This is a genomic window from Methylorubrum sp. POS3 (genome assembly GCF_043352485.1).
Lineage (GTDB): Bacteria > Pseudomonadota > Alphaproteobacteria > Rhizobiales > Beijerinckiaceae > Methylobacterium > Methylobacterium suomiense.
Genome location: NZ_JAPRBT010000001.1, coordinates 2,119,453 through 2,138,551 on the forward strand (window position 1 = coordinate 2,119,453; position 19,099 = coordinate 2,138,551).

The following is a 19,099-nucleotide window of genomic DNA, read 5'->3' on the forward strand; positions in this document are numbered from 1 at the left end:
TCACATCAATGAAGCGTATTCTCATGGCCTCAGCAGCCATAGTCGGCGCGCTGGCCTTCGTACCGGCGAGCGCGGATGCACAGGGGATCGGCCTCGGCCGTGCCGGCGCCCTTGGAATTTCGGGCGGCGGCGGCGGCGGTGGCGGCTTCAGCGGAGGCGGGGGCCGGGTTGGCGGTGGCGCGATCGGCGGCGGCGGAATCGGCGGCGGCGGTTTCCAGGGTAACGCAGGCTTCGCACGCAGCGCCGGCGTGGGTGTCGGCGGTCCGGGCCGTGTCGGCATCGGCCTCGGCCAAGCTGGTGCGCTGGGCATTCCGGCCAACGGCGTCGGTGTCGGTCGTCCCAGCTACGGCGGCGGCTACGACGGACGCCCCGGCTACGGCAATGGCAACGGCGTCATCGGTGGCGGCCGCCCAGGTTACGGCTACGGCTACGGCCGCCCAGGCTACGGCAACCGCTACGGCTGGAACCGCGGTCGTGGCTATGGCTACGGTTACGGCGGCCTGGGTCTCGGCCTCGGGCTCGGCCTCGCCGGCGGCTCCTATTACGGCGGCGGCTACGGCTATCCGGGCTACGGTTACGGTGGCTACTACGACAACGGCTACTACGCTCCGGCCGGCTATTACGGCACCGAGACCGTGGTGGAAGCCGCGCCCGCGCGCGATGACGAGTACTGCGCCCGCCGCTTCAAGACCTACGACCCGGCGACCGGCACCTATATCGGCAAGGGCGGCGTCCGCCGCTCCTGCCCGTAACAGGCAAATCGGGAGGCCGGTCGATCCCGGCCTCCTGTCCAAACGAAAACCCCGCCGACCTCACGGTCCGGCGGGGTTTTCGTTTGGACGAGAGTGTTGTGCCGCATCGGCCCGAACGGTGACTCCCCTTTCAGGCCGGTGCTCGGTGCCTCGGGCGGGACGAACCGCCCGAGGGTGTCGGTTGGCCTTACTCGGCGGCGACCTTATGGGCCTGCGAGCCGTCGGTGTAGGTTTCGGCCTGGAGGCGCTTGCCCGGAGCGGCGCGGCCCGGCAGCGGCGGCAGGGCCTTGGCCTTCTCCAGATCGATCCCGGCGCCTTCCGCGACGCGGCGGCCGTAATCCTCGTCGGCGTGCCAGAAGTGCCAGACCATCCGCAGCTGAATCGGCTCCGGGCACTGCTTCATGTCGGCGACGAGATTGGCGATCAGGTCGTCACGCTCCCAATCCTGGAAGGAACGGTAGCGCACGCCGGCCTGGGTGTAGTCGTCCTCGGTGCGCGAGGCCTGATAACGGCCGAGCCGCCCCTCGACCGGCTGGTGATAATCCTTCGCGGGCTTGGGCGCCTCGCGCAGGCCTTCACCGAGGGTCGAAGGCTCGTAGTTGATGTGCTTGTTCGGGCCCGTGCCGTCCACCGCATAGGCCATCTGGCCGTCGCGCTGGTTCGAGTAGACCTTCACGCCGGGCTGCGGCGCGTTGATCGGCAGCTGGAGGTAGTTGGCGCCGACGCGGTAGCGCTGCGTGTCCGAGTAGGACAGCGTGCGCCCCTGGAGCATCTTGTCGTCCGAGAAGTCGATGCCGTCCACGAGCACGCCCGTCCCGAAGGCCGATTGCTCGACTTCCGCGAAGAAGTTGTCCGGCACCCGGTCGAGCACCAAGCGACCGACGGGCAGCAGGGGGAAGTCCTCGACCGGCCACAGCTTGGTGTCGTCGAGCGGATCGAACGACAGATGGTCGTTCGGGCCGTCGGGCATGATCTGCACGCAGAACTCCCACTCGGGGAAGTTGCCCGCCTGGATGTTGTCGTAGAGGTCACGGGTGGCGTGGCCGACATCCTTGGCCTGGATCTCCGACGCCTGCTGCGAGGTCAGGTTGCGCACACCGAGCTTGGGCTCGAAGTGGAACTTGCACAGCACCGCCTCGCCCTGGTCGTTGACGAGCTTGTAGGTGTTGACGCCCGAGCCTTCCATCTCGCGGTAATTGGCCGGGATGCCCCAGGGCGACTTCAGGTGCGTCACCATGTGGATCGACTCGGGGTGCTGGGCCACGAAGTCGAAGAAGCGCCACGCCTCCTGGCGGTTCGTCACCGGATCCGGCTTGAACGCGTGGATCATGTCGGGGAACTTGATCGCGTCGCGGATGAAGAAGACCTTGAGGTTGTTGCCCACGAGGTCCCAGTTGCCGTCGACGGTCTTGAACTTGATCGCGAAGCCGCGCGGATCGCGCTCGGTCTCGGGCGATTCCTTGGCGCCGGCCACGGTGGAGAAGCGTACGAAGACCGGGGTCTTCACGCCGGTCTCGTTCAGCACGCGGGCGCGGGTATAGGTCGAGGCCGGCTCGTTGCCGATCTTGCCGTAGGCCTCGAAATAGCCGTGGGCGCCGGCGCCGCGGGCATGCACCACGCGCTCGGGAATCCGCTCGCGGTCGAAATGGGTGATCTTCTCGATGAACTGGTAGTTCTCGAGCGTCGCGGGTCCCCGCTCGCCGACCGTGCGCGTGCTCTGGTTGTCACGGACCGGATGGCCCTGGCGGGTCGTCAGAATCGGGCGGTTCTCGCTCATGCGGTACTCTCTCCTGGAAATCCAACGGCGCAGGCGACCGGCCCGGTAGGGCGGCCCGTTGCATGGAACCATTCTGGCTCGAAGGTATGACCCGCCAATGACCCATTGGCAAATGCATCGTCACAAAGACCGTGATAGACAGAGCCTATGAACCTGTCCGGTCTCTCGCTTCGCGACCTCGAATACGTCGTGGCCATCGCCGATGAGGGGCATTTCGGCCGCGCCGCCGAGCGCTGCAACGTCAGCCAGCCGACGCTCTCGGTGCAGGTGCGCAAATTGGAGAACGCGCTCGGGCTGGCTCTGTTCGAACGTTCGAACCGCGGCGTGCTCCTGACCATGGCCGGCCAAGCCATCGTGCGGCAGGCCCGCGTGGTGCTGGCCGAGGCGCAGCGCCTCCTGGCGCTCGCGGTCGAGGGGCGCGGCTCGCCGCTGACCGGCCGGCTGGTGCTGGCCGCGATCCAGACGCTCGGCCCCTATTTCTTCCCGCTGATCCTGCGGCTCCTGCGCCAGGAATTCCCGCTCCTGACGCTGGCCTTGTCCGAGGCACGCACCGCCGAGATTCTCGACGGCCTACGCGACGGGCGCATCGACGCGGCCCTCGTCTCCCTGCCGGTGGCGACCTCCGGGCTGACCCTGTCGCCGCTCTTCGTCGAGCCGTTCCGCCTTGCCTGTCCGGCCGACCATCCCCTCGCGCAGGGTGCGCCGCCGCGAGCGGAGACGGTGGGCGGCCCCGACCTGCTGCTGCTCGACGAGGGCAATTGCCTGCGCGACCAGACCATCGCGGCCTGCGGGGCGCCCCGCGCCGCAGGCCGCCACGCCACCAGCCTGGAGACGCTGCGCTCGATGGTGGCGGCGGGCGCCGGCTACACCCTGATCCCGGCCCTGGCCGTTCCCTCGGGCCCCGATCCGAGCGGGCTGACCGTGACCCGCCATTTCGAGGGGGAGGGGCCCGGCCGCACGGTGGCTCTGGCTTGGCGCTCCAGCGATCCCCGGGCGGCCGGGCTCGCCCATCTGGCGGCATTCTTCCGCACACATGCCCCGGCGAGCACGCGGGCGTTTCGCGAGGGTGAGGTTCTGGCGGGCGGCGTTTCGGCGACCGGCGTTCGCAGCACCAGCGTCGCGGGGTGACGGCGAGGCGCTGGCTTCCGTTCCAGGTACGGGGACCGGCGCGATCCCGAGCGCCGACCCGACTCCGAGGCCGTCAGATCTTCTTCACCTCGCCCATGAAGAGTTGAACCGCGCCGGTGATCGCCTCGAGTTCGGTCTCCAAGCGCGCCGTGGCGTCCAACGCGGTGCGGGCCGATCCCGACGAATTTGCCGCGCTGACCGCGACGGCATCGATGTTCTGTCCGACGGCCACGGTCTGCTCGGAGGCCGAGCGGACGCTGCGGCCGATCTCGGCGACCGTCGCGCCCTGCTGCTCGGCCGCCACGGCGACGGTCGTCGCGCTCTGATTGACCGTCACGATGATCTCCGCGATGCGACCGACCGCGCCGCTGGTGGCGGCGGTCGCGCTCTGGACCTGGGTGATGTGTCCGGAGATCTCCGCCGTCGCCCGCGCGGTCTGGTTGGCGAGTTCCTTGACCTCCGCCGCCACCACCGCGAACCCGCGACCCGCGGCCCCGGCCCGGGCCGCCTCGATCGTCGCATTGAGCGCCAACAGGTTCGTCTGCTCGGCGATCGCCGTGATCATGTTCACGACCTCACCGATCTTGCGCGAGATCTGCGACAGCGCATCGACGCTCTCGCGGGCGTGGCCGACTTCCGCGACGGCCTGCTGGGCGGCGCGGCTGGTCTCGTTCATCTGGCGCGACACTTCGCGATTGGCGACCGTCATCTCCTCGACGGCCGCCGCGACCGCCTGGACGTTGCCGCTCGTCGAGGTCGCCCCGGCCGAGGCGCTCGAAGCAGCGCTGGAGGTCTCCCGGGTGGCATCGTCGACGGCCCGCGCGGCGCCGCGCATGGCCTCGGTCGCCTGTGCCGCCTCCGCGAAGGCCGACTGGATGCTCTGGTCGAACCGGGAGATCGAATCCGCCAGCGTCGTCACGTCCGCCCAGGACAGAACGGCCGCGACGTAGTGGCCGTCGAGGTCGCGGACGGCCGAGACATGGAGATCGAGCGTCCGCGGCCCGAGCTTGATCTTGGTGCGCCAGGGCAGGCGCGACGGGTCGGAGACGATGGCGCGCTGGTGCGCCGGATTCTTGTGAAAGACATCCATGGACGAGCCGACCATGGCGTCCGGATCGACGCCGGGGGGCAGGTGCTCGCGCAGGGCGTTCAGGGTGGTGACGCTCGGCCCATTCGCGAAAGTGATCTTTGCGGAGGCTGGATCGAGGACAAGGACATTGACGGGCAGTGCTTCCAGCACGGCCCGGAAATCGACGCCGATCGCCCGATCGAGAGCGGTCGATTCCGGTTTCTCATGACGACGAAATGCAAACATAGGCCCACCAATGACTTTCGAGCTTGGCGCGCCAAACCAACATATGTTATTTAAGAAGCTGTTACATTTATACAGTTCCAAAAGTTGCGAGGCTGACGAGATCTTCAATCACAGCATGCGCATGCGACGCAGACGAAATCGCGGCGGACAGATGTACGAAACGGCCAGCGGCAGGGAGAGCCCCCGCTCTGTCAACCGGCTTTTCCGGCCGACTGTCCTGACCGCACGCGAGATCCGACACCAATCGACCAAGTTGTGAGGTGGCATCCCTTCAACGCTCAGCCCGAACGTCGAAGGCAAAAGCGGGCAACAGCTCAACCTCGCGTTCGCGGGTCATTCGCATTAGTCCCTCATTAAATAACATGTGTTAATTTACGAGATCAATAACTATAGGTTGCAGGGATGAACTCGATCCGTTTCCGGCTTGTCGCCGCGATCATTGCTTTGATCGTCACTCTCGCGTTCAACGTCACGCTTGGTCTGTACTCGACCGCCCGGACGGGTGCCAGCATCAGCAGCCTCTACAGCGATCGCATCGTCCCCCTGCGCGATCTCAAGATCGTGGCTGACCTGTATGCCGTCAACATCGTGGACACCTCCCACAAGCTCAACAACGGCAACATCGCATGGTCCAAGGGCGCACCGTTGATCGATGAAGCCCAGGAGCGCATCGGAAAGATCTGGTCCGGTTATCTGGCCACGAAGCTGACGGACACGGAGAAGCAGCTCGTCGCCGAGACGGAACGCGCGATGATCGCGGCGAATGCGGCGGTGAAGGAGCTGTCCGCCCTCATCGCCCGTCGCGACAAGGCGGCGCTGACGGATTTCGTGACGAACCGGCTCTATCAGAGCATCGACCCGGTCAGCACCGCCATGCTGGCGCTCATCAACCTCCAGATCGACGAGAGCGACAAGATCTTCGACGATTACGTCGCCTTCTCGGAGACCTTGAAGGCTCTACGCCTGACCACCCTGGTCTTGGGTGCGATCGCCGCCGGTTTCGCCCTCATCGTGGTGTTGCGCGGCGTGGTCGCTCCGCTGCACGCCATGACGGCGATGATGCGGAGATTGGCCACCGGCGATGCGACACAGCCGGTCCCCGGTGCCGGCCGGCGGGACGAGATCGGCAGCATGGCCGCCTCCGTTCAGGTCTTCAAGGACAACCTGATCCGGAACCGCCAGCTGGAAGAGGACGCCGCCCTGGCGCGGGCGTCGAGCGAGGCCCAGCGCCGGGCTGCCATGGCCGAGATGGCCGACGGCTTCGAGCGGGCGGTGGGCGGCATCGTCGGAACGGTGTCCTCGGCCGCGACCGAGCTGCAGGCGACCGCCCAGCAGATGAGCTCGACCGCGCAGCAGACCGCGGGCCAGTCGATCACGGTGGCGTCGGCGGCGGAGGAGGCCTCCGTCAACGTCAACACCGTGGCCTCGGCCGCCGAGGAACTGGGCGCCTCGGTGAGCGAGATCGGTCGGCAGGTCGCGAGTTCCTCCGACCTCGCCCAGCAGGCGGTGGCCGAGGCCGATCAGGCGGCCACGATGGTGAACGCTCTGGAAAGCGCCGTGAGCCGGATCGGCGACGTGGTGCAGATGATCTCCACCATCGCGGCGCAGACCAATCTCCTCGCCCTGAACGCCACGATCGAGGCCGCCCGGGCCGGAGAGGCGGGACGCGGCTTCGCCGTCGTCGCGACCGAGGTGAAGGAACTCGCCGGCCAGACCGCCCGCGCCACCGACGAGATCGGCGCGCAGATCGGCCAGATCCAGGGGGCCACCGGCCAGGCGGTGGGGGCCATCGCGGCGATCACCGCCCGCATCCGCGAGATCAGCGCGGTCGCCACCGGCATCGCCGCCGCGGTCGAGGAGCAGGGCGCGGCGACGAACGAGATCGTCCGCAACGTCGCGGAAGCCTCCGTTGGAACCGCGCAGGTGACGGGCAACATCTCCGGCGTCGCCCGGGCCTCGGAGGAGACGGGGGCCGCCGCTTCCCAGGTGCTCGCCTCGGCCACCGAGCTGTCGCGCCAATCCGAGCATCTCCGGACCGAGCTGCATCGTTTCCTGTCCGGCATGAAGGCGGCCTGACCCGCAGGGGCCGCCGTGACAGGCGGCCCGAACCGGTGTAGCGCCGGGCCCACCGCCACCCACCCTGCATCCCCCTTGATCGACAGACCGCAACTTCTCGGCTGGGCGGCCCTCGTCGCGGCCTCCGGCCTGCTCGGCTGGGCCCTGAGCCATGCCGGCTTTCCCGCCGCCTTCCTGCTCGGGCCGATGCTGGTCGCGATCCTGTTCGGCGTGCGCGGCGCGCCGATCCGGGTGCCGCGCCTCGGCTTCCTGGCCGCGCAGGCGATCGTCGGGTGCCTCGTGGCCCATTCGGCGACGGGCGAGATCGCCGCGACCCTGCACGACGACGGGCTCGTCATCCTCGCCGTCGTCCTCGTCACGGTGGCGGTGAGCGGCGTGGTCGGCGTGGTGCTCACCCGCCTCCAGATCCTGCCCGGCACGACGGCGGCCTGGGGCTCCTCGCCGGGCGGGGCCGCCGCCATGGTCGCGATGGCCGAGGACTACGGCTCCGACGCCCGCCTCGTCGCGTTCATGCAATATGTGCGGGTCGCGGTCGTCGTGATCTCGGCCTCGCTGGCCGCGCGCCTGTTGGCGGATGTCGGAGCGCTCGCGGCGGCCCCCGCCGCGCCGACGCCCACGCTCACCTCGGTCGCCGCGACGCTCGCCGTCGCCCTCGTCGGCGCCGGCGTCGCCACCCTGCTGCGCCTGCCCTCGGCCGCCCTGATCGGGCCGATGCTGCTCGGGGCCGGGCTGCACGCGGCGGGGCTCGCCGATCTCGCCCTGCCCGAGCCGCTCCTCGCCGCGGCCTATGCCGGGATCGGCTGGTATGTCGGCCTGCGCTTCACGCGGCAGACCCTGCGGACCGTGATCCACGCGCTGCCCGGCATCCTCGCGGCCACGGTGGCGATCGTGCTGATCTGCGCCGCCTGGGCCTGGGGCCTGACCGGCCTCCTGTCGATCGATTATCTCACGGCCTTCCTGGCCACGAGCCCCGGCGGGCTCGACTCGGTGGCAATCATCGCGGTCGGCTCGAAGGTGGACGTGCCCTTCGTCCTCGCGGTGCAGACCCTGCGCCTGTTCGTGGTGTTGCTCACGGGCCCGATCCTCGCCCGGTGGATCGCCCGCGCCGCCCCGGCCGGGGAGGGTGCCCGGTGAGGGCGCTCTGGCTCGCCTTCCTGAATTCCTGGCGCGGCCTCGTCTTCGGGGCGCGCACCGAGCGGGCGATCCGGCTGGAACTGGTCCTGCTGGCGCTCGGCCTGCCCGCCGCGCTCTGGCTCGGCGGCTCGCTCTGGATCCGGGTGGCGCTGCTGACGAGCCTGCTCCTGATGCTCGGCGCCGAGTTCCTCAACACCGCCATCGAGAAGCTGTGCGACCACCTCCACCCGGACCGGCATGCCCGCATCGGCATCGTGAAGGATCTGGCCTCGGCCGGAGCCTTCCTCACGCAGGGGATCGCCGCGCTCGTCTGGGCCGCGGCCCTGATCGATCGGCTCTGAGACGGCGTCGGCTTGATCGCGGGCGGCGTTTACGGCTAGCCTTCGCTCATCGACCGAATGGCAACTAGGGTTCCGGGCGGCCAAGCCGTCGCTGGACCGAGCGTTGCGGAAACCGCGGGCTCCTCTCGCGGCTGCACCCAAGGGACAAAAGCCCAGGGGAGGAGAGGTCGAGATCGACCGGCACCGGACGGTGCCAGGAGGGATCTCGATGTCCGCTGCGCCGCTCCTTCTCGTCGTGCTCGCCGCCATCCTCCACGCGAGCTGGAACCTGCTGGCCAAGCGCGCGGCCCCGATCGGCCCCGTCTTCGTCGCGGCCTACAATCTCGTCGCCTGCATCGTTTACGCCCCCTGGGCCGTGGCGCTCCTGCTCGAGGGCGCCGTTCCGGTCCAGGGGGCGGCCGTGGGCCTGATCCTGCTCAGCGGGCTGATCCACCTCGCCTACAGCCTGTGCCTTCAGGAAGGCTATCGGCAGGCCGATTTCTCCGTCGTCTATCCGGTGGCGCGGGGCACCGGGCCGATGCTGTCGACGTTCGGAGCGATCCTTCTCCTCGGCGAGGTGCCGACCGGGCGCGGGGTGCTGGGCCTCGCCCTCGTGGTGATCGGCATCGGCCTGATCGCGACGGACGGTAGGCTGTCCGGTCTCGGTCGGCCAAAGGGGCCTATCGGCCTTCTCTGGGGCATGGCGACCGGAGGCCTGATCGCGGCCTACACGGTGACCGATGCCTATGCGGTGAAGGTTCTCGGCATCGCGCCGGTGGTGCTCGATTGGTTCTCGAACCTGCTGCGCCTCATCGTCCTGGCGCCCCTCGCCGTCGCGAATCCGCGCCGCGCCAATACCGCCATGCGGGGCGCGTGGCCCCTCGCGGTCGGTGTCGGCCTGCTGTCCTCCCTCTCCTACATTCTCGTGCTGGACGCCCTGGGGCGGGGGGCCCCGCTGAGCCTCGTCGCCCCGATGCGCGAGATGTCGATGATGGTCGGTGCCCTGCTGGGGCTCGTCGTCCTGGGCGAGCCGGTCGGTCCCCGGCGCCTCGGCGGCTGCGCCCTGCTGATCGGCGGCGTGATCCTGCTCGCGGCGTGAGGCCGCCCCGCGGATCGGGCCGTCACTCCGCCGAGAGCGGCATCGCTTCGACCGCCGTCTCGGAGAGGCCCCGATCCGCCAGCGAGCGGGCCAGGGCCGGCGTGAGCCCGGCCCCGCCGGTGAAGATCGCGAGCGCCTCCGGAACATGCACCGGCCCGGCCTCCGGCTCGCCCAGGAGCTGCACCACCCGGCGGGCGATGGCCGGCGCCGGATCGATCCAGGTCACCGGCCAGGGAGCGAGGCGCTCGAAGCGCGCCAGGAGCAGCGGATAGTGGGTGCAGGACAGGCAGACCACGTCGGTGCGCCGCCCGTCCGCCCGCTCGTCGAAGCAGGGGGTGATCTCGGCGAGGATGTCGGCGTCGGGCACCGGCATGCCCGCCATCTCGGCCTCGGCGTAACGGGCGAGGTTGACCGAGCCGACGAGGCTGACCTCGCAGGCCGCAGCGTAGTCCCGCACGAGGTCGCGCGTATAGGCCCGGGCCACCGTGCCGGGGGTGGCGAGCAGCGAGACCAACCCCGACCGGGTCAGCGCGGCGGCCGGCTTGATCGGCGGCACCACCCCGACGAAGGGCGTGGCGAAGCGCTGGCGGAGGGCGGGCAGCACCAGGGTCGAGGCGGTGTTGCAGGCGATCACCACGAGGTCGGGCCGGTGGAGGGCGACGAGCCGCTCCATCACGGCCAGAACCCGGTCCACGAGCTGCGCTTCGCTGAGGCGGCCGTAGGGAAAGGCCGCGTCGTCGGCGGCGTAGAGATAGGCCGCGTCGGGCCGGGCACGGCGCACCTGCTCCAGCACGGTCAGGCCGCCGAGGCCGGAATCGAATACCAGGATGACCGGCTGCGGCTGCCGCACCGGAGGCATCACGGGACGAGCCGCGGAGTGTGTCGCGGAGTTGGTCGCCCCTGCCATCAGATCGATCCGCATGACCGTCACCCGGGCCCGCTCGCGACGCATGGAAAAGCCCAGTCTCCGGGCGCGACGGTTAAGGACATCTCACTGGGGCTGCAAAAAGGCTGCGCTTGCCTGCGGCGGCGGGGTGCGACGAACGGGCCGCCGCCTTCGAGCGTTGCCCTGTAGCAAACGACATCTATTTCCGAAGCTGGACGGGGAAAGAGATTTTACGCATGGCCGCCAGCGCAGCACTTTCTCACTCGGATGCCCACCGCGCGGCCTTCCCGCCGCCGCCGCTCGATGCGAAGCCCGCGGACCGGGATGCCTGGATCGCCGCCTTTCGCACGGTGCGCGACGAGACCGAGCGGCGCGCCGCCCCCCTCTCGCCGGAGGATCAGCAGATCCAGTCGATGGAGGATGCGAGCCCGACCAAGTGGCACCGCGCCCACACGACGTGGTTCTTCGAGCAGTTTCTCCTCGCCGAGCACCTGCCCGGCTACCGGCCCTACGACGAGCGGCTGCACTACCTGTTCAATTCCTACTACGTGCAGGCCGGCCCCCGGCAGCCCCGCTTCCTGCGGGGCATGATCACCCGGCCGACCGCGGAGGAGACCGCGGGCTACCGTGCCCATGTCGATCGCGCCGTGACGGTGCTCCTGCGCGAGGCCTCGGACGACGCCCTCGCGAAGATCCTGCCGGTTCTGGAGATCGGGCTCTACCACGAGCAGCAGCATCAGGAGCTGATGCACACCGACATCCTGCACGCCTTCTCGCAGAATCCCCTCGATCCGGTGGTGGACGCCGCCTGGGCGATGCCTACGCCGAAGGCAACACCGGGCAAGGCTGCCTTCGAAAAAGGCATTACGCGGATCGGCCATGACGGGACCGGCTTCGCCTTCGACAACGAGAGCCCCCGTCACGAGACCCTGATCCTCGGCGGCGCCATCGACCGCGGCCTCGTCACCAATCGCGATTGGCTCGGCTTCATCGAGGACGGCGGCTACACCCGACCCGAGCTGTGGCTCAACGACGGTTGGCTCTGCGTCCAGCGCGACGGATGGGAGGCGCCGGGCTACTGGCGCCGCGAGGCCGAGGGCTGGTCGATCATGACGCTGGCCGGCCGCAAGCCCGTCGATCCGGACGGCCCCGTCAGCCATGTCAGCTATTTCGAGGCCGACGCCTATGCCCGCTGGGCCGGGCGCGATCTTCCGACGGAGGCCGAGTGGGAGGTCGCGGCCCGCGACGGCCTGATCGACGATGCCTTCGGCCTCGTCTGGCAATGGACCCGCAGCGCCTACGGTCCCTATCCGGGCTACCGCCCGGTCTCCGGCGCGCTCGGCGAATACAATGGCAAGTTCATGTCGGGCCAATACGTGCTGCGCGGCTCTTCGGTCGCCACGTCCGAGGGCCATGCCCGGGTCGGCTATCGCAACTTCTTCTACCCCCATCAGCGTTGGCAGTTCACGGGCCTGAGGCTCGCGGACGCGATCGCCTGACGCCTTCCAGACCTGTCTCTTACCTGTCCGCCGCTCAGACGGAGTGTCACCTTGACGATCGATCCCCGCCTGAGCGCCGACGCTCCGGCTTCGCCGCTTCCCGAGAACGGGCTGTTCCTGGCCGATGTGTGGGACGGGCTCGGCGCGCGCCGGAAGTCCCTGCCGGCCAAGTATTTCTACGACGCTGCCGGCTCGGCCCTCTTCGAGAAGATCACGGTCCTGCCGGAATACTACCCGACCCGAACGGAACTGCGCATCCTCGACGAGCGCGGGCCCGAGATCGCGGCCCGCCTGCCCGAGGGCGCCGCCTTGGTCGAATTCGGCAGCGGCTCGACGGTGAAGCTGCGTCGCCTGCTGCGGCATCTGCCCGGCTTGTCGGCCTATGTGCCGGTCGATGTCTCCGGGGAATTCCTGGCCGAGCAGGCACGGGTGCTGCGGGCCGACTTCCCGGATCTCCCGGTCGAGCCGGTGGCCGCCGATTTCACCCAGCCCTTCACCCTGCCGCCGAGCCTGTCCGGACGGCCGCTGGCCGGCTTCTTCCCCGGCTCGACCATCGGCAATTTCGAGCCCGCCGAGGCGGCCCGCCTCCTCGACGTGTTCGGGCGCATCCTGGGGGAGGGCGCAACCCTGATCCTCGGCGTCGATCTGGTGAAGGACCGGGACGTGCTGGAGGCCGCCTATGACGACGCTGCCGGCGTCACGGCCGCGTTCAATCTGAATCTGCTGCATCGGATCAACCGCGAACTCGGCGGCGACATCGATCCGGCGAGCTTCGCCCACCGCGCCCTGTTCAACGAAGCGGAATCGCGCATCGAGATGCATCTCGTCAGCCGCGTCGCGCAGACGGTGCGGGTCGCGGGCCGTGCCTTCCCCTTCGCCGAGGGCGAATCGATCCACACCGAGAACAGCTGCAAGTACACGATCGAGAGCTTCCGGGCTCTCGCGGCCCGGGCCGGCTGGTCGGCCCTCGACGCCTGGACCGATACGGACGGGCTGTTCTCGGTCCACGCCCTGCGGCGCGCCGGCTGATCGTTCGTTGCGTCGCACGGGCCGACGACGCAACAATCCGCTCGCGCGACGGCATCGGCCGGAAATGCACCGGGATCATGGTTAACGGCAACGCTTCCCCGCGGAAGCGGGCGGTCCGCTTTCGAGACGGACCGCCGCCCCGAAGACCTGCTCCCGGACCCGTCCCATGCGCTCGATCCTCGTCGCCCTCACCCTCGGTACCGCCGCCGCCACCATCGCCTACGCGCACGGCCTCGACGAGGCCGGCCCCGGCCGGACCGTCGGCACCCTGACCTGCCGGACGAATCCCGATCTCGGCCTCGTCCTCGGTCAGACCCGCGGCGCGGCCTGCCACCTCGTGACGGCCGACGGGCAGCGCCAGGGCTACGCCGCCCTCCTGCCGCCCGGCACGGACGGGGAGGGCGCCCGCACCCTGACCTGGCGCGTGACGACGGCCGATGGCCGTCTCCGGCCGGGCCTGCTCGTCGGTCGCTTCAGCGGCGATGGCGCCGTGCTCCGGGGCGAGCGGGCTGACCTCGCCCCGATCGATGCCATGGGGGAGACCGGGCTTCGGTTGGCCGCGGACGAGGCGCGGGTCACGCTCGGCGCGCGCTGAGGTTTTTCTCTATCCGCTCTCCCAACCCGCATCATGAAGTGCCCAAAGGGGCAGCTCCAGAGATGGCGCGGCCGGCTGGAGCCCTCTTTCGAGGGCGACGCTGGGCGCCGCCACCTCGGGATGAGGGGGATGGGTTGGAGCGATCCTCGTTACGCGACGCGCTCGTCATTCCGGGGCGCTGATCAGCGAACCCGGATTCCACGACGGGCCGCGAGGGCGTGAAGGGCGTCGCATCACGGGTCGATTCCGGGTTCCGCTGCGCGGCCCCGGAATGACGGCTGCGTCAAACCCGTGTCCTCAAAGCTGGCAGGCGCCGGCCAGAGCCTCGTTCTCCGCCGCCGAGAACAACCGCGAGCGGATGTGAAAGCGCTTCTCGCGGCCGTTCTCCAGGGAGAACATGCCGCCGCGGCCGGGCACCACGTCGAGGATGATGTGGGTGTGCTTCCAGACGCTGAATTGCGACCGGGAGATGAAGAAATCCGCGCCGCCGACCTGGCCGAGATGCACGTCGCCGTCGCTGGTGATGAAGTCACCCACGGGGTAGCACATCGGCGAGGAACCGTCGCAGCACCCGCCCGACTGGTGGAACATCACCGGGCCGTAGTCGGATTTCAGCTCGGCGATCAGCTCGAGGGCGGCGGGCGTCGCCGTCACCCGCAAGGGTGTGCCCGCATTGTCGGCCTGCTCGGCGGTCACCAGATCGATGGTCTCGGCCGGGTTGGACACCTGCTCGCTCATCGTCGCGTCTCCCTGTTTATCGCGTTGTCGTTATCTGAGCCCGTCCCGGCGGAAGTCCAAGAACCCCGGACGAAACCGGTCGTGAATTCGGCGCACGAATCCGTCACTTGCGACAAGATTAGCAGAGCGGATGCAGCCGCGAACATTCGTCCTTGGGCCCAAGCTTCCTGACCTTCGTCACCCTCCCGCGATGTGCCGGCCCCGGCCCGTGCGGCCGCAATACGCATGGCCACCGGCCCGATCCTTGCTCGACCTCGTCCCGTCCGGTGACCGAGAAGAATCCGCAGAGGATCCGCCATGACCCAACCGTCTCCCGCTCTCGCCGCCCCCGCGGTGAAGACGACCTGCCCCTATTGCGGGGTCGGCTGCGGCGTGCTCGCCACGCCGGACGGGCAGGGCGGCGTCGCCATCGCGGGCGATCCCGAGCATCCGGCGAATTTCGGACGGCTCTGTTCCAAGGGCTCGGCACTCGGCGAGACCGTCGACCTTCAGGACCGGCTGCTCAAGCCCATGGTCGACGGGCAGGTCGCCTCCTGGGAGGGCGCGCTGGGTGCCGTCGCCGGTGGCCTCAAACGCATCGCCGAGCGGCACGGGCCGGATTCGATCGCCTTCTACCTCTCGGGCCAGTTGCTGACCGAGGATTATTACGTCGCCAACAAGCTCGCGAAGGGCTTCGTCGGGACCCCCCATGTCGACACGAACTCGCGCCTGTGCATGTCGAGCGCGGTCGCGGCCCACCGCCGCGCCTTCGGCTCCGACACGGTGCCCGGCTGCTACGAGGATCTCGACGAGGCCGACCTGATCGTTCTGGTCGGCTCCAACGCCGCATGGTGCCACCCGATCCTGTTCCGCCGGATGATCGACGCCCGGGCGAAGCGCGGCGCGAAGATCGTCACGATCGATCCCCGCCGCACCCAGACCGGCGAGGAGGCCGACCTGCATCTGGGCCTCATGCCCGGCACGGACACCGCCCTATTCTCCGGCCTCCTCGTCCACCTCGCGGAGGCCGGACGGCTCGATGCGCGCTTCGTCGCGGAGCATACCGCCGGCTTCGACGGCGCCCTGGAGCGGGCCCGTCAGATCGCGCCCAGCGCCGAGGCCACCGCCCAGGCCACCGGCCTCGCCACCGGCGACGTGCAGGCCTTCTTCGATCTGTTCGCCGCCACGCAGAAGGTCGTCACCGGGTTCAGCCAGGGCGTGAACCAGTCGGCGCAGGGCACCGACAAGGGCAACGCCATCATCAACTGCCACCTCGCCACGGGGCGGATCGGCAAGCCCGGCATGGGCCCGCTCTCGCTGACCGGCCAGCCCAACGCCATGGGCGGGCGCGAGGTCGGGGGCCTGGCCAACATGCTGGCCGCCCACATGCACTTCGCTCCCGAGGAGGTCGACCGCGTCCGCCGCTTCTGGAAGGCGCCCAACATCATCACCGGCGAGGGGATGAAGGCGGTGGCCCTGTTCGAGGCGATCGAGCGCGGCAAGATCAAGGCTCTATGGGTGATGGGCACCAACCCGCTCGTCTCGATGCCCCGGGCCGACCGCATCCGGGACGCGGTTCGCCAGCTCGACCTCTACGTCGTGTCGGAGGCGATCGCGACCAGCGACAGCGCCTGCGCGGCGGGCAAGAAGACCGTGCTGCTTCCGGCGCTGGCCTGGGGCGAGAAGGACGGCACGGTGACGAATTCCGAGCGGCGCATTTCGCGCCAGCGCGCCTTCCTCAAGGCGCCCGGCGAGGCGCGGGCCGATTGGGCGATCATGGGCGACGTCGCCCGCCGGCTCGGCCACGGCGACGCCTTCGCCTATCGGTCCGCGGCCGAGATCTTCCGCGAGCACGCCGCGCTCTCGGCCTTCGAGAATGACGGTGCCCGCGACTTCGACATCGGCGGCCTCGCCGACCTCAGCGACCGCGCCTACGACGGGTATCTGCCGGCGCAATGGCCGCTGCCGAAGCGCGGCACGGAGGCGAAGGGCCGCGCCCGGCTCTTCGCCGACGGGCGATTCTTCACCTTCGACCGGCGCGCCCGCTTCGTCGCGGTGCAGCCCCCGGCGCTGGCGCAGGGCGTCAGCCCGGAGCGTCCGCTGGTGCTCAACACCGGCCGCGTGCGCGACCACTGGCACACCATGACCCGCACCGGGAAGAGCCAGCGGCTCTCGGCCCACCGCGCGGTGCCCTTCGTCGAGGTCCATCCCGACGACGCGGCCCGCTTCGGGCTCAAGGACGGCGGCTTCGCCCGCGTGGCCTCGGAGGTCGGCACCGCCATTCTCGAAGTCACCGTCACCGACGGGGTGCGGCCGGGCGCGATCTTCGTGCCGATGCACTGGAGCGACATGACGTCGTCCGACGGGCGCGGGGCCGCGCTCGCCCGCGGCGTGACCGATCCGGTCTCCGGCCAGCCCGAGCTGAAAGCGACGCCGGCGGGCATCGCACCGGTCGCCTACCGCTCCCGCGGCTACCTGCTGACGCGCGCGCCGCTCGCGGCACCGGCCGGCTGGTGGTGGGCGCGGGCCACCGTCTCCGGCGGCTCCGGCCTGCTCTTCGCCACCCAGGAGGGCTCGCGCGAGATGGCGCTCGCGATCCGCGGGATGTTTCCGGGGCAGGAACTCGCCGAATACGTCGATCACGCCCGCGGGCTCTACCGCTGCGCCGTCTACACGGAGGGCAGGCTCGTCGCAGCGCTCTCCCTCGCGCCGGGCGAAAGCCGGCCCGACTGGGAACTCGCCAAGCAGGTTTTTTCACGAGGAGACATCGACGCGGTGGACCGGCGCACGCTGCTGTCCGGTCGGGCGGCCGGGGCCTCGGCCGGTCCGGTGGTCTGCGCCTGCCACGGCGTCGGCCTCGACGTCATCACAGCTTGCATCGCGGGCGGCGCCGGCTCGGTCGAGGCGGTGGGGGCGGCCTGCAAGGCGGGGACGAATTGCGGCTCGTGCATCCCCGAGATTCGCAAGCTGTTGCCCGGAGCGCTTGCGCGCAACGCCGCCTGAGCGCAAGTTTTCCCCATTCGTCCCACTCTCGCCCTCATCCTGAGGTGCTGCGAAGCAGCCTCGAAGGAGGGCTCCAGGGATCGCCGCGCGAACGGGAGCCCGCCTTCGAGGCCTCCGCTTCGCTTCGGCATCTCAGGATGAGGGCGGAGATGGAACGAGCCGGTTGTCCCGGCCTCACGGATCGAGTGACGCGTCGAAGCCCATGAGCATACCCCGTCAACCCCGCGAAACCCGCGCCGGCCTCGAGCCGCTGGCGGTTCTGCCGGTCTTCGTGCCGCTTCAGGACAAGCGGGCGGTGCTCGCCGGCTCCAACGGCGGCGCGCCGTGGAAGGTGAAGCTGCTCGCCGCCGCGGGCGCCCGCGTCGACGTCTACGCCGAGGAGCCGAGCGAGGAGCTGCGCGGCGTGCCCGCCGAGATCGCCGCCGGCTCGGTGACTCTCCACGAGCGACGCTGGACGCCCGAGGACCTGCACGGCGCCGCCTTCGCCATCGGCGCCATGGAGGACGAGGACGATTGCGTCGCCTTCGTCACGGCCGCGCGCGCCGCGGGCGCCATCGTCAACGCCGTCGACCGGCCGCATCTGTGCGACGTGAAGTTCGGCGCCATCGTCAACCGCTCGCCGCTCGTCGTCGGCATCTCCACGGAAGGCGCCGCTCCGGTCTTCGGCCAGACCGTGCGCGCGCGGATCGAGGCGATGCTGCCGCGCGGCTTCAAGCACTGGGTTGCGGCCGCCCGCGACTGGCGCGAGACGGTCTCGGCCCGCTTCCACGGTTTCTCGGAGCGGCGCGGCTTCTGGGAGCGGTTCACCGACCGCGCCTTCGCCGAGCCGGACCGGGCACCGAATCAGGCCGATCTCGACGAGCTGATGGGCCAGACCGAGGCGCTGCCGATGGGCGGGGCGGTCACGCTGGTCGGCGCCGGACCGGGCGATGCCGAGTTGCTGACCCTCAAGGCGCTGCGGGCCCTGCGCAACGCCGACGTGATTCTCTACGACGACCTCGTCGCCCCCGAGATCCTCGATTACGCCCGCCGCGAGGCCCGCACGATGCTCGTCGGCAAGACCGGGCACGGCCCCTCCTGCCGCCAGGACGATATCAACGCCCTGATGGTCTCGCTCGCCAAGACCGGCAAGCAGGTGGTGCGGCTGAAATCCGGCGACCCGCTGGTGTTCGGCCGGGCCGGCGAGGAGATCGAGGCCTGCCGGCTCGCCGGCATTCCCTGCACCGTGGTGCCCGGCGTCTCGGCGGCCCAGGGGGCGGCCGCCGCGCTCGGCGTCTCGCTCACGCACCGCGACGCGGCGCGGCGCCTGCAATTCGTCACGGGCCACGACCGGCGCGGCGCGCTTCCCGAAGACCTGAACTGGGGCGCGCTGGCCGACGGCAGCGTCACCACCGTGGTCTACATGCCCAAGCGAACTCTCGGCGCCTTGCTGGCGCGGGCTGTGGCGGAGGGCCTCGCGCCGACGACGCCCGCCCTCGTGGTGTTCAACGCCACCCGCCCCGGCCAGCAGACCGTCGCCGGCACCGCCGCCGACCTCGCCGACCGGGTCGAGGCTGCGGGCTTCGAGGGACCGGCGATCCTGATGGTCGGCGAGGCGCTCGGCCGACACGAGGCTGGCACCGCACTGCCGGGGCCGGAATTGCAGGCGGCGGCGTCGTAAGAGCCGTTCGATCGCTGCTCCCACCCTGGCCCTCATCCTGAGGTGCCGCGCGAGCGGCCTCGAAGGAGGGCTCCGGAAGTCGCGCGATCCCTAAAACCCGCCTTCGAGG

General features: G+C 70.0%; 15 protein-coding genes. 11 read left to right on the top strand and 4 right to left on the bottom strand.

Annotated elements, in window-relative coordinates:
• The first annotated feature begins 23 nt into the window (after nucleotides 1–23).
• Nucleotides 24–752 carry a BA14K family protein gene (locus tag OWC43_RS10005; RefSeq protein WP_393956546.1) on the top strand — a complete coding sequence of 243 codons (729 nt, stop codon included), beginning with the start codon at nucleotides 24–26 and terminating at the stop codon, nucleotides 750–752.
• A gap of 187 nt (nucleotides 753–939) precedes the next feature.
• Here the strand turns inward: OWC43_RS10005 and OWC43_RS10010 are convergent, their stop codons facing one another.
• Nucleotides 940–2,529, bottom strand: coding sequence for a catalase (locus OWC43_RS10010; protein WP_137829354.1), 1,590 nt, complete (start codon nucleotides 2,527–2,529; stop codon nucleotides 940–942).
• A gap of 147 nt (nucleotides 2,530–2,676) precedes the next feature.
• Here OWC43_RS10010 and OWC43_RS10015 point away from each other — a divergent pair, with 147 nt between their 5' ends.
• On the top strand, nucleotides 2,677–3,657 hold the full coding sequence (locus OWC43_RS10015; protein ID WP_393956548.1) for a LysR substrate-binding domain-containing protein: 981 nt from the start codon (nucleotides 2,677–2,679) through the stop codon (nucleotides 3,655–3,657).
• A 73-nt stretch (nucleotides 3,658–3,730) separates the two neighbouring features.
• Here OWC43_RS10015 and OWC43_RS10020 read toward each other — a convergent pair whose 3' ends face one another.
• Nucleotides 3,731–4,897, bottom strand: a complete 1,167-nt coding sequence (locus OWC43_RS10020; protein WP_393956550.1) for a methyl-accepting chemotaxis protein — start codon at nucleotides 4,895–4,897, stop codon at nucleotides 3,731–3,733.
• Nucleotides 4,898–5,374: 477 nt separating this feature from the next.
• On the opposite strand from OWC43_RS10020, the gene OWC43_RS10025 reads away from it, so the two are divergent.
• The 4 genes from OWC43_RS10025 to OWC43_RS10040 all read left to right on the top strand — a co-directional run bounded on the left by OWC43_RS10025 (nucleotide 5,375) and on the right by OWC43_RS10040 (nucleotide 9,601).
• Nucleotides 5,375–7,048: a methyl-accepting chemotaxis protein gene (locus OWC43_RS10025; RefSeq protein WP_393956552.1), complete on the top strand. Its 1,674-nt coding sequence runs from the start codon at nucleotides 5,375–5,377 to the stop codon at nucleotides 7,046–7,048.
• 75 nt (nucleotides 7,049–7,123) lie between these two features.
• Entirely contained in the window at nucleotides 7,124–8,182 is a 1,059-nt protein-coding gene (locus OWC43_RS10030; RefSeq protein ID WP_393956554.1) for an AbrB family transcriptional regulator, read from the top strand.
• Nucleotides 8,179–8,523 carry a diacylglycerol kinase gene (locus OWC43_RS10035; protein ID WP_137829357.1) on the top strand — a complete coding sequence of 115 codons (345 nt, stop codon included), beginning with the start codon at nucleotides 8,179–8,181 and terminating at the stop codon, nucleotides 8,521–8,523. The genes OWC43_RS10030 and OWC43_RS10035 overlap by 4 nt, the downstream gene beginning before the upstream one ends.
• 208 nt (nucleotides 8,524–8,731) lie before the next feature.
• On the top strand, nucleotides 8,732–9,601 hold the full coding sequence (locus tag OWC43_RS10040) for a DMT family transporter (protein WP_393956556.1): 870 nt from the start codon (nucleotides 8,732–8,734) through the stop codon (nucleotides 9,599–9,601).
• A gap of 22 nt (nucleotides 9,602–9,623) precedes the next feature.
• Here the strand turns inward: OWC43_RS10040 and murI are convergent, their stop codons facing one another.
• On the bottom strand, nucleotides 9,624–10,523 hold the full coding sequence (gene murI / locus OWC43_RS10045) for a glutamate racemase (RefSeq protein ID WP_393958536.1): 900 nt from the start codon (nucleotides 10,521–10,523) through the stop codon (nucleotides 9,624–9,626).
• A 200-nt stretch (nucleotides 10,524–10,723) separates the two neighbouring features.
• Here murI and egtB point away from each other — a divergent pair, with 200 nt between their 5' ends.
• The 3 genes from egtB to OWC43_RS10060 all read left to right on the top strand — a co-directional run bounded on the left by egtB (nucleotide 10,724) and on the right by OWC43_RS10060 (nucleotide 13,610).
• Nucleotides 10,724–11,986, top strand: coding sequence for an ergothioneine biosynthesis protein EgtB (gene egtB, locus OWC43_RS10050; RefSeq protein ID WP_393956558.1), 1,263 nt, complete (start codon nucleotides 10,724–10,726; stop codon nucleotides 11,984–11,986).
• 51 nt (nucleotides 11,987–12,037) lie between these two features.
• A complete protein-coding gene (egtD, locus tag OWC43_RS10055) occupies nucleotides 12,038–13,015 on the top strand; it encodes an L-histidine N(alpha)-methyltransferase (RefSeq protein ID WP_393956560.1) in 978 nt (325 codons plus the stop codon).
• A 166-nt stretch (nucleotides 13,016–13,181) separates the two neighbouring features.
• A complete protein-coding gene (locus tag OWC43_RS10060; protein ID WP_393956562.1) occupies nucleotides 13,182–13,610 on the top strand; it encodes a DUF992 domain-containing protein in 429 nt (142 codons plus the stop codon).
• A gap of 297 nt (nucleotides 13,611–13,907) precedes the next feature.
• Here OWC43_RS10060 and OWC43_RS10065 read toward each other — a convergent pair whose 3' ends face one another.
• The gene (locus OWC43_RS10065; RefSeq protein ID WP_393956563.1) at nucleotides 13,908–14,348 is read right to left on the bottom strand and encodes a DUF779 domain-containing protein; all 441 of its coding nucleotides are present in this window, start codon (nucleotides 14,346–14,348) and stop codon (nucleotides 13,908–13,910) included.
• 297 nt (nucleotides 14,349–14,645) lie between these two features.
• Between OWC43_RS10065 and OWC43_RS10070 the strand changes: the two genes are divergently transcribed.
• Nucleotides 14,646–17,330, top strand: coding sequence for a molybdopterin-dependent oxidoreductase (locus tag OWC43_RS10070; RefSeq protein WP_393956565.1), 2,685 nt, complete (start codon nucleotides 14,646–14,648; stop codon nucleotides 17,328–17,330).
• A gap of 202 nt (nucleotides 17,331–17,532) precedes the next feature.
• The gene (gene cysG, locus OWC43_RS10075) at nucleotides 17,533–18,990 is read left to right on the top strand and encodes a siroheme synthase CysG (protein WP_393956567.1); all 1,458 of its coding nucleotides are present in this window, start codon (nucleotides 17,533–17,535) and stop codon (nucleotides 18,988–18,990) included.
• Nucleotides 18,991–19,099 lie beyond the last annotated feature (109 nt).